The sequence below is a fragment of the Methylobacterium thuringiense genome, assembly GCF_022179645.1.
Taxonomy (GTDB): domain Bacteria; phylum Pseudomonadota; class Alphaproteobacteria; order Rhizobiales; family Beijerinckiaceae; genus Methylobacterium; species Methylobacterium thuringiense.
Map to the genome: position 1 here is coordinate 65603 of NZ_BPRA01000014.1, position 13163 is coordinate 78765.

General features: G+C 71.4%; 11 protein-coding genes. 1 reads left to right on the forward strand and 10 read right to left on the reverse strand.

Annotated features, from left to right (window positions below; genetic code table 11):
• Nucleotides 1–23 precede the first annotated feature (23 nt).
• The 6 genes from bioD to MFF07_RS15035 all read right to left on the reverse strand — a co-directional run bounded on the left by bioD (nt 24) and on the right by MFF07_RS15035 (nt 7761).
• The gene (gene bioD, locus MFF07_RS15010; RefSeq protein ID WP_147817166.1) at nt 24–698 is read right to left on the reverse strand and encodes a dethiobiotin synthase; all 675 of its coding nucleotides are present in this window, start codon (nt 696–698) and stop codon (nt 24–26) included.
• A 43-nt stretch (nt 699–741) separates the two neighbouring features.
• On the reverse strand, nt 742–1515 hold the full coding sequence (locus MFF07_RS15015) for a ferredoxin--NADP reductase (RefSeq protein WP_147817167.1): 774 nt from the start codon (nt 1513–1515) through the stop codon (nt 742–744).
• Nucleotides 1516–1699: 184 nt separating this feature from the next.
• Complete coding sequence (locus tag MFF07_RS15020; RefSeq protein WP_147817168.1) at nt 1700–2626, reverse strand: ring-cleaving dioxygenase; 927 nt, start codon at nt 2624–2626, stop codon at nt 1700–1702.
• A gap of 146 nt (nt 2627–2772) precedes the next feature.
• Complete coding sequence (locus MFF07_RS15025) at nt 2773–5637, reverse strand: ATP-binding protein (protein ID WP_238232297.1); 2865 nt, start codon at nt 5635–5637, stop codon at nt 2773–2775.
• Between the two features lie 112 nt (nt 5638–5749).
• A complete protein-coding gene (locus MFF07_RS15030; RefSeq protein WP_147817181.1) occupies nt 5750–7093 on the reverse strand; it encodes a sensor histidine kinase in 1344 nt (447 codons plus the stop codon).
• A complete protein-coding gene (locus MFF07_RS15035) occupies nt 7093–7761 on the reverse strand; it encodes a response regulator (RefSeq protein ID WP_147817170.1) in 669 nt (222 codons plus the stop codon). Before MFF07_RS15035 ends, MFF07_RS15030 begins: the two co-directional genes overlap by 1 nt.
• 139 nt (nt 7762–7900) lie before the next feature.
• Between MFF07_RS15035 and MFF07_RS15040 the strand changes: the two genes are divergently transcribed.
• Complete coding sequence (locus MFF07_RS15040; RefSeq protein WP_147817171.1) at nt 7901–8587, forward strand: DNA-binding protein; 687 nt, start codon at nt 7901–7903, stop codon at nt 8585–8587.
• A gap of 245 nt (nt 8588–8832) precedes the next feature.
• Here the strand turns inward: MFF07_RS15040 and hisG are convergent, their stop codons facing one another.
• The 4 genes from hisG to MFF07_RS15060 form a co-directional block, all read right to left on the reverse strand.
• On the reverse strand, nt 8833–9819 hold the full coding sequence (gene hisG / locus MFF07_RS15045) for an ATP phosphoribosyltransferase (protein WP_147817172.1): 987 nt from the start codon (nt 9817–9819) through the stop codon (nt 8833–8835).
• 1 nt (nt 9820) lies between these two features.
• Entirely contained in the window at nt 9821–10954 is a 1134-nt protein-coding gene (locus MFF07_RS15050) for an ATP phosphoribosyltransferase regulatory subunit (protein ID WP_147817173.1), read from the reverse strand.
• 566 nt (nt 10955–11520) lie between these two features.
• Nucleotides 11521–11952, reverse strand: coding sequence for a MarR family winged helix-turn-helix transcriptional regulator (locus MFF07_RS15055; protein WP_238232298.1), 432 nt, complete (start codon nt 11950–11952; stop codon nt 11521–11523).
• A 239-nt stretch (nt 11953–12191) separates the two neighbouring features.
• Nucleotides 12192–12728, reverse strand: coding sequence for a L,D-transpeptidase family protein (locus MFF07_RS15060; RefSeq protein ID WP_147817175.1), 537 nt, complete (start codon nt 12726–12728; stop codon nt 12192–12194).
• Nucleotides 12729–13163: the final 435 nt, after the last annotated feature.

The window sequence follows — 13163 nt, forward strand, 5'->3', positions numbered from 1 at the left end:
CCGGATGCCGGCGAGGCCGCCGGTCAGATCACGCCGGCCAGCGCATCCGGGAACGCCCCGCCCCGGTGCAGCACCGCGACCGGCGCCGTGACGCGCCGCGCGATCGCCTCGGCCACCACCTCCGGCGGGGTCGGCGCTCCGTCGCTTTCGCTCACCGCCACACCGGCGAGCAGGACGCCGTGGGCGCGCAGGGTCTCGATGGCGGTCAGCGCGTGGCTGATCGCGCCGAGATAGCTGCCGGAGACGAGGAGAGCCGGCAAACCAAGTCGTTTCAGCCAGTCGAGGCCGGTGGCGTCGGCGGTGACCGGGCTCATCAGGCCGCCGACGCCTTCGATGAGAAGCGTCGGTTCCGGGTGGGCGGCGCGTTGCGCCTCGCACCACGCCACGAGGTCGTCGAGGCCCAACGTGCGTCCTTCGCAGGCGGCCGCCTGATCGGGCGCGAGGGGCGCGGCAAACCGCCAGGGCGAGCAGGCCTCCACCGTCGCGGGCGTGACGGGCAATCCCTGCGCGGCGAGGAGCAGCGCGGTGTCGGTCTCGGCGAAGGCGGGATCGTCGAGGGGCGGGACGCCGCTCGCCAGCGGCTTGAGCGCCAGGACGGCGCGGCCCTGCCCGCGCAGGCGGCGGGCCAGCGCGGCGGTGACGTAGGTCTTGCCGATCTCGGTGCCGGAGCCGGCGATGAAGAGCGCGCGCGGCGGCAACGTCAGACCCTCCCGGGCGCCGGGAAGGCCGATCGTTGGAGACTCACTTCTCGACGAAGGCTTTCTCGATGACGTAATGCGCCGCCTCGCCGTGGTTGCCCTCCTCGTAGCCGAGGCTGGTGAGCAATTCGCGGGTGTCCTTGATCATCTCCGGCGAGCCGCAGAGCATGAAGCGGTCGTTCTCGATCGCCATGTTCGGCAGGCCGATGTCTTCGAACAGCTTGCCGGAGACCATCAGGTCGGTGATGCGGCCGCGGTTGCGGAAGGGCTCGCGGGTCACGGTCGGGTAGTAGATCAGGCCGGCAGAGATGACCTCGCCCAGGAATTCGTGGTTCGGCAGCGCCTCGGTGATGGTCTCGCCATAGGCGAGCTCCTGCACCTGCCGGCAGCCATGGACCAGCACGACCTTCTCGAAGCGCTCGTAGGTCTCCGGGTCCTTGATGATCGACATGAAGGGCGCGAGCCCGGTGCCGGTGCCGAGGAGATAGAGGTTCCGGCCGGGCAGCAGGTTGTCGAGCACCAGCGTGCCGGTCGGCTTCTTGCCGACCATGATCGGGTCGCCGACCTTGAGGTGCTGCAGCTTCGAGGTGAGCGGGCCGTTCGCGACCTTGATCGAGAAGAACTCGAGTTCCTCCTCGTAATTGGCCGAGACGACGGAATAGGCGCGCAGCAGCGGCCGGCCCTCGATCTCGATGCCGATCATCGTGAATTCGCCGTTGCGGAAACGGAACGCGGGATCACGGGTCGTGCGGAAGGAAAACAGCGTGTCGGTCCAGTGATGGACGCTGAGAACCCGCTCCTCGTAGTACTTGCTCATAATTCTAAGCTGTCCCGGGTCCGATTCATTTTGGCGGCTCTTCTCGCAGGTGCGGCCGGCGCGTCAAGCCAGGGGGCTTGCCGAGAGCCTGCGAAGACAGATGAGACGCAGCTTGCCGAAAGCGCCGCATGCCTGTGGTTCATGACTGAATCGCGGCATGGGCAGGTGGCGTGAGGACGCCGGTTCAGAGCGGCTTCAGCCCCGCCTCGATCTCGGCCCGGCGCGATTCCAGGAACGGCGGCAGGGCGAGGCCCTGGCCGAGGGTCTCCAGCGGCTCGTCGGCGGTGAAGCCGGGGCCGTCGGTGGCGATCTCGAACAGGATGCCGTTGGGCTCGCGGAAGTACAGGCTGCGGAAGTAGTAGCGGTCGACCGGCCCGCTCGTCGGCATGCGGCGGGACTTCAGCCGGTCGGCCCAGGCGCTGTAGTCGACGTCGGGAATGCGGAAGGCGACGTGGTGGACGCCGCCGGCACCCTGGCCGGCCGGGGTGCTCGCGTCCTTCAGGACCTGCACCTCCGCCGCCGGGCCGCCTTCTCCCATGGCGAAGACGCGGACTTCGCCCTCGGGCGTGTCGAAGCCGCGTTCGAAGCGCATGCCGAGGACGTCCGTGAGCACCGCCTCGGTGCGCTCGGGCGCGGCGACGCTGAGCCGCACCGGGCCGAGCCCACGGATCTGGCGCTCCGCCGGAACAGAGCTTTTCGCCCAGGGATGCGCCTCGCCCTCGCCGCCGTCGTCGACGAGGCTCAGGCGCTGGCCCTCCGGGTCCTCGAAATCCAGCGTGAGGCGTCCGTCGCGCATTGCCGGCTCGGCCACCCGCACGCCCTCCCGCGCGAGATGGTCGCGCCACCAGTCGAGGCCGCCCGCGACCCGCAGGCCCGTCCGGCTGATGCTGTTGGCGCCGCGCCGCTCGGGGGGTGCCGGCCAGTCGAAGAAGGTGATGTCGGAGCCCGGCGAGGCCAGCCCGTCGGCGTAGAACAGGTGATAGGCCGAGACGTCGTCCTGGTTCACGGTCTTCTTGACGAGGCGCAGGCCGAGCGCGCGGGTGTAGAACGCGGCGTTGTCGGCGGCCCGCGCCGTCACGGCGGTGAGGTGGTGGAGTCCGGTGAGCTGCATCCGCGCCTGGTCCCGTCGTGAGCGTGAGGCTCAGATGGGATGACGGATCGGAATTGCCAAAGCCGGGAGCCGAAGCTGCGGGGACTTCGACGGGAGAGCCGCCTCCGAGGTCGCACCCTCACCGCCGCCCCGGCTTCGTTTCCGCGTCACGCCGCCCGCAGCGTCGCGATCTGGCCGACGGTGAGCCGCCGTTGCGCGTGCAGCCGCGCGACCAGAGCACGGTAGTCGGCGCCGGCGCGGCAGGCGGTCTCGACCTCGCGGCAGAGTGTCGCCAAGTCCGAAAAACCGAGCATGGCGGTGGCGGAGATCATCGCGTGGGCGCCCTCGGCGAGGCTGTCGCGGTCGGGCAGCGTCCCCTCCGGTCCGAGCCGGCCGTCGAGCTCTTCGACGAGGGTGAGGAGCAGTCGGTCGATGGCGCCGCGGCCGAGCACGGCGACCATTCCCTCGAAGGCGTCGCGGTCGAGGCCGGCCGACCCGGCCTCGACCGGGGCGTCGTCGCCCCGTCGTGCCCAGCGCTCGATCGTGGCCAGCAGCGCGGCCCGTTCGAACGGCTTGCCGACATGGTCCTGCATGCCGGCGGCACGATACCGCGCGATCTGCTGCGGCAGCACGTTGGCGGTCATCGCGACGATCGGCAGCGCGGAGGCCGGGTGGTCGAGGGCGCGGATCAGGCGGGTGGCCGTGATCCCGTCCATTCCCGGCATCTGGATGTCCATCAGCACGAGATCGTAGGGCTTCTGCTGGACCGCCGCGATCGCCTCGGCCCCGCCGGAGACGACGTCGACGGCGTGGCCGGCGCGCGTCAGCACGGCATGCGCCAGTTCCTGGTTGAGGACGACGTCCTCGACGAGCAGCAGCCGGCGGCGTCCGGGAGGCGGCTGAGGCGCCAGAACCTGCGCCGGCGCGGACGCCGGCTCGGCCAGCGGCAGCGCGACCTCGAACCAGAAGGTCGCGCCGCGCCCCACCTCGCTGTCGAGGCCGATGGTGCCGCCCATCAGCTCGACGAGCCGCTTCGAGATGGCGAGGCCGAGGCCGGTGCCGCCGAATTCGCGCCGGATGGTGCCGTCGATCTGGCTGAAGCGCGCGAACAGCAGGTGCTGCTTGGCCGCCGGAATACCGATGCCTGTATCGCGCACGGCGAAGCGCAGCCGCGCCGCGCCGGCGATCCGCGTGGCGTCGATCGCCAGGACGACGCTGCCGCTCGCCGTGAACTTCACCGCGTTGTTGAGCAGGTTGAGCAGCACCTGCCGCAGCCGGTCGCGGTCGCCGAGCACGAAGGCCGGCAGCCCGGGGGCGGCTTCGACCCTGAGCGCCAGGCCCTTGAGCTCCGCGCTGAGCCGCACGATCGCCGCCGCCTCCTCGGCGAGGCGGTCGAGGGCCAGCGGCGCCGGCGAGAGCGCGATCCGTCCCGCCTCGACGGTGGAGAAATCCAGGATGTCGTCGACGATGGTCAGCAGCGCCGACCCGGCCGAGCGGATGCGCTCGCCGTAGCGGCGCAGGCCCAGGTCGAGCGCGGCGTGTTCGAGCAGCAGGTCGGTGTAGCCGAGGATGCCGTTGAGCGGCGTGCGGATCTCGTGGCTCATCGAGGCCAGGAAATCCGATTTCGCCAAGCTCGCCGCCTCGGCCTCCTCTCGTGCCGCCTCGGCCTCTTGCCGCGCCGCATCCGCCTCCTGCGTGCGCGCGGCGACGCGCTGCGCCAGGGTGGCGTTCAATTCGCGCAGGGCCTCGCTGGTGCATTTCTGCTCGGTGACGTCGATCAGGATGCCGTCCCAGATCAGGGAGCCGTCGGACAGCTCCCGCGGCGCGGAGACGATCCGGGCCCAGCGGACCTCGCCGGTATCGGCACGCCGGAACCGCACCTCGACGTCGAACGGCGCCCAATCGCGGATCGAGCGCGCTTCGGCCTCGGCGATCACGACATGGTGCTCGGGCAGGATCAGTCCGTAGGCGACGCGCGCATCCGCCAGCACCGTCTCGACCGACAGGCCGGTCAGGCGCTCGTAGCTGCGCGAGAGGTGCAGGAAGCGCCGTCCGCTCCCGTCCCGCCCCGCCGCGAGCTGGAAGACCATGCCCGAGGGCATGTTGTCGGTGAGCGCGCGCATCCGCGCCTCGCTCTCGCGCAGGCGGCGCGTGACGGCCTCGCGCGCCGTGTCGTCGCGCAAGGTCAGCACGGCGCCGATGCGGTCGCCCTGCGGCCCCCGCAGGGGTTGGGCGTTGCCGATGGCGAGAACCTCCGATCCGTCGGGGCGCTGGATGCGCCAGCGCGCATCCCGCACGGTCTCGCCGCGCACGGCCCGCGCCAGCGGCAGCTCCAGCGGAGCGTAGGGCAGGCCGTCCTCGGTGTAGAGGTGGTAGGTGTCGCTGTAGTCGTCGGGCGCCACGGCGAGGCGGGCGACGCCGTGGATCGCGGCGGCGGCCTCGTTGACGAGGGCGATGCGGCCCTCGGCGTCGGTGACGATCACGCCCTCGGCGAGCTGGGCCAGGATCGCGCTCTGCTGGTCGGCGACGGCCTGGGCCTTGTCCGCGTTCGCCGCGCGCAGGCGCAGATGCGCCACCACGATCTCGGCGAGATCCTGCAACTGCCGGCTCTGCGCATCCGAAAAGGTCCGCGGCACGACATCGAGCAGGCAGAGGCTGCCGACCCGCAGGCCCGTCCGCAGGATCAGCGGCGCGCCGGCATAGAAGCGCGCGTGCGGCGCCCCCGTCACCAGCGGGCTGTCGGCGAAGCGCGCGTCGCAGGCCGCGTCCTCGGCGACCACGACTGCGTCCGAGAGGATGGTGCGGCTGCAGAACGCGCCCTCGCGCGGGATCGTCCCGACGGCGATGCCGCAGCTCGCCTTGGCCCAGAGCGTGTCGGCGTCGACCAGCGTGACCAGCGCCACCGGCACCGAGAACAGGGCGCAGGCGGTGCGGCAGACCGCATCGAAATGCGGTTCGGGCGCACTGCCGAGGATGCGCAGGTCCTGCAACGCGCGCAGCCGCTCGGCCTCGTTCGGGGGTATCGGGACCATCGTGAGATCTTCGCCGTGGCAACGGGGCTGGCGAGACTGGCGCCGCGCCCGGCCAGGTTAACGCGCAAGGCATTAACCCCTTACGAAGCCACCTATCGGGCCGGGCGCGCGATCACGCGGCTGGGAGCCGCAGCACCACGCGCAGGCCGCCGAGATCGGAGCGGCCGAGATCGAGGCCGCCGCCATAGAGCCCGGCCAGTTCCAGGGTGATCGGCAGGCCGAAGCCGTCGCCGGGCACGCTCTCGTCGAGGCGGCGGCCGCGCTGCAGGACGTGGGCGATCGCCTCCGGTTCGAGGCCGGGGCCGTCATCCTCGATGCCGACGCTCACGTCCGGGGCTTCGCGCGTAGCAGTGATGCGCACGCGGCCCTTCGCCCAGCGGCAGGCATTGTCGACGAGGTTGCCGAGCATCTCGTCGAGATCCTCCGCATCGCAGGAGACGAACGTGCCGGCCGCGACGGCCCTGTCGATCCGCAGCACCTTGCCGGAATGCAGCCGCGCCAAGGTATCGGCGAGATCGGCCACGTGCGCGGCGAGGTCGGTGCGGGCGCGAGTCGGACTGCCGAGCGCGGCCGCGCGTGCCCGGCGCAGGTGGTGGCGCACGCGCCGGTCCATGCCGGTGACAAGATGCGAAAGCCGCCCGTCCGGATCGCGCGTCCGATCGAGCGCCATGGTGAGGGTGGCGAGCGGCGTCTTGAGGCCGTGGGCGAGGTTGGCGACCTGTGCACGCGCCCGCTCCAAGCCGGCCTCGTTGCGGTCGAGCAGCAGGTTGACCTCGTCCACCAGCGGCCGGACCTCGCTCGGCTGATCGACCGGCACCCGCGCGCGGCTGCCGGCACGCACCTCCGCGAGATTGCTTCGGAGGCGGTCGAGGGGCCTGAGCCCGAGCCGCACCTGGGCGGTGACGGCAGCGAGAAGGCCAAGGCCGAGCAGGCCGAGCGTCAGTACCAGCGTCCGCGCCGCCTCCCGCAGCGGCCCGTGCAGGGCCGCTGCGGGAGCGGAGGCGGCGATCGTCACCGGGGGCGCACCGTTCGCGGACGGCAGGGTCAGAATGCGCAGGATCAGCGCCTCGCCCGCGGGGCCATTGCCGTCGGCCGGCCGCGGGCCGTCCTCGTCCGATGGAGCTGGCTGGGCGGGCAGACTGAGCGTCGCGCCCTTCAGCGAGGCGGAGCGCAGCACCGTGTCGCCGGAACGGACCTGCCAGTACCAGCCGGCCGGCCCGCGCTCGGAACCCGCCGCGCCTGGTTCGCGGGCGCGATGGAGGCCCTCCGGCCCACGCCTCAGGTCGGCGACGAGGGCGGCGATCTCGGCATCGAGCCGGCCGTCGATCTGGGCGCGGGCGAAACGGTAGAGCACGAGGCCGATGGCGAGCCCAGCGACGACGAGCGCCGCCAGGATGAAGAGGGCCGCCCCGAAGAACAGACGCCGCTGCAGCGAGCCGAGCCGGAAGAGACGCATCACGCTGCCGGGTCCGCATGCAGCCGCCAGCCCAGGCCGCGTACGGATTCGATCCGGGCCGGTGCGATCTTTCTGCGCAGGCGCGTGATGATGACCTCGACGGAGTTCGAATCGACCTCGGCGTCGCCCTCGTAGACCCGCTCGATCAGCTGGGTGCGCGGCACCACGCTCTCCTTGCGCAGGATCAGCGCGGTGAGCACCCGCCATTCGAGCCCGGTGAGCTTGAGGGGCAGCCCATCGCGCTCAAAGCTGCCGAGCCCGGAATCGTAACTCAACGGCCCGCAAGCAATCCGGCTGGCACCGCCGACCTGCGCCCGGCGCACCAGCGCGCGCAGGCGGATCACCAGTTCCTCGACCCGGAACGGCTTGACGAGGTAGTCGTCGGCACCGGCCTTGAAGCCGGCGACCTTGTCGCTCCAGCCGTCGCGGGCGGTGAGGATCAACACCGGCAGGGTGCGCCCGGCCGCGCGCCAGTCGCGCAGCACGCTGATACCGTCGCGCTTCGGAAGCCCGAGATCGAGCACCACGGCGTCGTAGCGTTCGGTCTCGCCGAGATGCCAGGCGTCCTCGCCGTTCACCGCATGATCGACGGCAAAGTGCTCGGCGCGAAGGGCCTTGAGGAGCTCGGCAGCCAGCGGTCCGTCATCCTCGGCGAGGAGCAGTTTCATGGTTTCCCGGGTTCCGTGCGGCGCCGGTGGGTAGGCCTGGGGCTTTAACCGGGGCTGAACCGCCGGGTTCAGTCCGGGTTTCGGGGCGTGTCCTAGAACGCCGTCATCCCGAAAGGGTCCACGGACAAGGACACGCATCATGACCACCCCGAACACAGACAACGTCATCGACGGCACCGCCAGGGAGATCCCGCCCGGCGATGCCAGGACCGAGACCGCCGCGCCGAAGTCCGGGCACCGCCGCGGCCTCGTCGTCGGCGCCCTGGCGATTCCCCTGGCGCTCGGCGCCGTCGGCCTCTCGCTGGCGCAGCGCGGCGAGGCGTCGCTCGATCCGGTCGCGCCGGTGGCGATCTCGGCCTTGGCGCCCTCCGGCGCCGTCGCCGCCAAGGGCGAGGTCGCCGAGATCTTCGGCAACAAGCTCATCATCCAGGACGGCACCGGCCGGGCTCTGGTCGAGACAGGCCGCGAGGGCGAGGGCGGCACGCTGGCCAAGAAGGGGGAGACGATCACCGTCCAGGGCCGTTTCGAGAACGGCTTCCTGCACGCCCGGCTGCTGACGCATGGCGATGGCTCGGTGGTACGCCTCGGACCGGCCGGCGGCCCGCCCCCCGGCGGCCTCGACTGGGCGCGGGACAAGGTCGGCCTCGGGCCGCAGGCCGATGTCCCGGCCCTCACGAAGTCGGTGGAGGCCGCCGGCTACACCGATCTCCGCGTCGCCGGCCGCGGCCCGCGCCACCTGGAAGTCGCCGCCAAGGGCTCGGACGGCCGCGAGCGCCTGCTGCACGTCGGGTTCGACGGAAAGATCCGGGAGGTGCGGGCGTATTGAGCGCCGCCGCGGTCCCCCTCTCCCCGCAAGCCGCTCGCGCGTTCACACGTCGCCAGTCCGCCTGAGGTTCTGGCGGACCCGTGGGCCTCTCCTCCCCCTTGTGGGGAGGAGCCGGAGGTGGGGGTGGTGCAGGCGGCACCGCGGCGCTCGGTCCTGAACCACCCCCACCCCTGACCCCTCCCCACAAGGGGGAGGGGAAGGCGTCGGCCTCAAAGGCTCATCGCGCCGAAAAAAGATCAGTGACCCTACAACCGCGCGAGCAGCCGCTCCGCCAAAGGATTCTCCGCGGCGAAGGCGTAGTCGATGCGGCGGACGCTGACGGCGCGGGCTCCCGCCTGGACCAGGGCGTCGGAGAGGGCGAAGACCGCCTCGGCCGGGCAGCGCAGGACGATCTCGCCGTCGAGGCCTTTCGGCGCGCCGTAGGGCAGCTCGGCCTCGTGCAGGGCGGCAATGCCCGCGAGATCGATCCCGCCGCTCTCGGGCAGGGCGGCGCGGACCTCGCGGCTGGTGCGGGCGCGCTCCTCGGCGGCGATGCGGCCGAGCACGGCCCGCAATGCGCTGCGCTGACCCTCGCCCCACGACGCCTTGAGCGAGGCGACCAGATTCGCCTCCGAGCGCAGGATGATGCCGTCGTCGAGGATCTTGAGCGCGTTGGCCTGCAGCGTCGCGCCGGTGGTGGTGATGTCGACGACGATCTCGGCGGAGCCCGCGGCCGGCGCACCCTCGGTGGCCCCCAGGCTTTCGACGATGCGGTAATCGGCGATGCCGTGCTCGGCGAGGAAGCGGCGGGTCAGGTTCACGTATTTCGTGGCGATGCGGAGCTTTCGGCCCTGGCGCAGGCGCATCTCGCTGGCGACCTCGTCGAGGTCGCTCATGGCGCGCACGTCGATCCAGGCCTGCGGCACCGCGACGACCACGGTAGCCTGCCCGAAGCCGAGCGGCGTGAGCAACTCGACCGAGCCTTCGGCATCGGGCAGCGTCTCGCGGATCAGGTCCTCGCCGGTGACACCGAGATGGGCCGCGCCGCTGGCGAGCTGGCTCGCGATCTCGGAGGCCGAGAGGTAGCGCACCTCGACGCCGGGCACGCCGACGAGGGTGCCGCGATAGTCGCGGGCGCCGCTGAGCTGGGCGAGCTTGAGCCCGGCGCGGCCGAAGAACGCGGCGGCGTTCTCCTGCAGGCGTCCCTTGGAGGGGACGGCGAGCACCAGGGGGGCGTTGGTCTGGTCGGTCATGTCAGTTCCCGCCGCATCGCGAGAGCCAGAAGGCGCAGCCCACCGCCGGCAGCGGGACGGGGCTGCCGAGATGCGAGAGCAGGCCGTCGTAGCGGCCGCCGCCGACGAGCGTCGGCGCGCCGGGACGCTCCGTCACCTCGAAGATGAAGCCGGTGTAGTAGTCGAGGTTGCGCGCGAAGCCGCCGGAGAAGGCGAAGCGCTCGACCGGCAGACCGCGCGCGGCCATGAAGCCGGTGCGCTCTTCGAAGAGCGCGAGCGCGGCGTCGAGTCCGTCGTGGCGAAGGCCAGCCTCACTGGCCAGTGCCCGCACGGCGGCGATGGCACGGTCCGGGTCGCCCGTGACGGCGCAGTAGCGCTCGACAAGGGCACGGTTCTCGGCATTGAGGCCGGCCCCGCCATGGGCCTGCGCGGCGGCCTTGGCGAGGAAGCGTTCGGCGATCTCGCCGGCGCTGCGGCCGCCGACCCGCGAGATCCCGGCGATCGAGAGGACGTCCTCGACGAAGGCGCGCACGCCCTTGGGGTCCTGGCCCTGGATGGTGGCGAGGAGCCCCGCATGCGGATCCTCGGCCTGGGCTGCGTTGGCGACCTCGTCGAGCGGGCGCCCGGCGGCGATGGCCCGCAGGGTCCGACGCTTGGCGACCGGCGGCACGGCGAGCGCATCGAGTAGCGCATGGGTCAGGCCCATGTCGCCGAGGCGGACGGCGACGTCTTTGCGGCCGAGCCGCTCCAGCCCGTCGAGCGCCATGCCGAGCACCTCGGCATCCGCCGCCGGAGTATCGGTGCGGCCGATCGATTCGATGCCGGCCTGCGTGAATTCGTCGGGATCGCCTGCCGCCAGCCGGAAGACCGGGCCGAGATAGGAATAATCCGCCGAATCACCGGGACGCGTGGCCTGGTGGTGGCGGCAGACGGGGATCGTGAATTCGGGCCGCAGGCAGAGTTCGGCTCCTGCGCCGTCGGTCGTGACGAAGATTCGGCGGCGGATATCCTCGCCCGACAGTTCGAGGAACGGCTCGACGGGCTGCAGCACCGGCGGCGCCACGGGGGCGTATCCGGTCTCCGCGAAATGGGCGAGCAGCCGCGCATGGGCCTCCGCCTCGACTGCGCTCGCTCCGCTGGCCTCCGGTCTCGTCATGGTCCTCGTCCGGGCTCGACTGGTCCGACGCCATGAACCCCGATTCATGGAGAAAGCGCTAAGGCCTTGTCGTGACGCCGCTTCTTCGCGTGGACGGCCTCGGCCTGCCTGCGAAGATGCTGAATGCCCGGCTCTCCTAGCAACCGCCGCCGCTCTTGGCGACAGGGCCGGCCCGAGCAGACGGCCCGTGGATTACGCAGGATCCACGCGGCTCCGATCCCCCGCCGCGCGGCAGGCATCGGCGCGGACGAATACCGAGCCCGGCGTGAAATTCGGGGACGTCGCAACGTCAGGTGTCATTAAACCCTTGCGTAAATGCCGCAACTGGGCTGACTTTGGACTGGTCAAGTCTGATGGAGGGGGGCATGGCGACACTTTCGAAGGTACCCGCCTGGGTCCAGAGGCGAATCAGCGACCGGCCGGTGGCACGCTGGATCACCTGGAATGCGGGCCGGCCGAGCGAACCCGAGACGCGGGAGCCGGCATCGCAGCCTATGATGCAGCCGGATTATTCCGGGAACGTCGTGTCATTGTTCAAGCGATCGGCCTGAGCGGCGGCGGCCGGTTCAGGCGATCTGGCTGACGACCCGCGACAGCATCCCGCGCAGGTCCCGGGTCTCGTCGGAGCCGAATCGCGTCTCGAACTCGGCCTGCGCCCGGCTCCATATCGGTGCCAGCTCGTCGAGCAGGTCATGGCCGGCCTGCGTCAGGGACAGCAGGCGGGTGCGCGCGTCGCGGCCCTGCGCCACGCTGACGAGACCGTCGCGTTCGAGCGGGCGCAGGGCCCGGCTCAGTGTGGTGCGGTCCATGACCATGAGGTCGGCGAGACCCTGCATGGAAAGCGGCTCGTTGCGTCCGAGTACGCGCAGCACCGAGTACTGCGTGACGCGCAGACGCGTCGGCGCGAAATGCTGATCGTAGAGCTGCGTGACCTGCCGCGAGGCCTGACGCATCGTCAGGCAATGGCAGGGGACGGCGATATAGGAACGCTCGGGCACGGCAGGCCGCCCTTCCCAGGATGTCAATGTGTACTTTCGTACAGGTGTCATAGCACACGTCCCCCGGCGCGGACAGGCAGAGGTTGCGCAGACCCTCCTTCCGGCCGTGCAAAGTCGTGTGCCTTCCGACCGGGCGGATGCAAATCCGTCGAAAGAAAGTACGTCGAAACAACATCTTAGAGCCGTCGGCCCGATGGTATCGGGTCGGCTACGACGCCAGCGGCCGGTCCGGCTCCGACTTACCCGATCGACAGCTGCGTGCGTGGGCCGATGCGCCGCAGCAGGCGCACCAGATCGGCCCGGGCGAGCGCGACGCAGCCCTCGGTCGGGCCATAGCCCGGACGCGCGACATGCAGAAAGATCGCCGAGCCGCGGCCGGGGCGGATCGGGCCGCGGTTGCAGTCGAGATCGATCACGAGGTCGTAGAGCCCGTCGCCGCGCCACATCTCCTCGGCGCCGACGCCCGGGAGCGGCAGGCGGACCGGCCGGTTGTAGCGCCGGTCGCGCGGGTCGTCGCACCAGCCGTCGCCGGGCCGCGTCGCCCGGATCGGCAGGGCCGTCGGCGGCCGTGTGCCGAAATGGTCGGGCCGGTAGGCGCCGCCGCGCAGGCGGAAGACACCGCGCGGCGAGGCGCCGTCGCCCTCGCGCTTGGTCTGGACGATGCCGGAACGCCCCAACGCGCAACGGACGATCGCCGACCCCACGACAAGGTGCCCGCGGGTCCTGTCGCCGACGAGTGGGCGCACCCGCAGCAGGGAAACGGTCGTGCGCTTCATGGTGCCCTCGTCGCGGCGTCCGGACCGCCCTCGCCCGCCGCGTCTTATATCAGCGGCCTTCGACCGTGACCGGTCCAAGGCGTCCGCGGCAGACAGACACGTTTACGCTATCTGCCAGCATGCGACGGCGTGCGGCGACGCGCCTTCGCGTTTGCCGACGGCCGGCGGCCTGAAGAGTCGAAGCTTACGGCCGTCGGCGTCAGCGCGGCCGTGGCCGCACGGGCGCCGACGGAGCCCGGCGGCGCACGAAGCGCGACGCAGCCCCGAAAACGCTGCAAAACCGGAGCTTTGCTTATTCCCTGACGGGAAAAACCGATTAGGTTGGCCATCGGGTCCGGCCGTCCTGGCCGCTCCTCAGTGCAGCCGGCGGCCGGATGGGGCGGTCTCGTCGCCGCGCACGCGCTTTCTGACACATCCGGACCCGATCGCGGATCG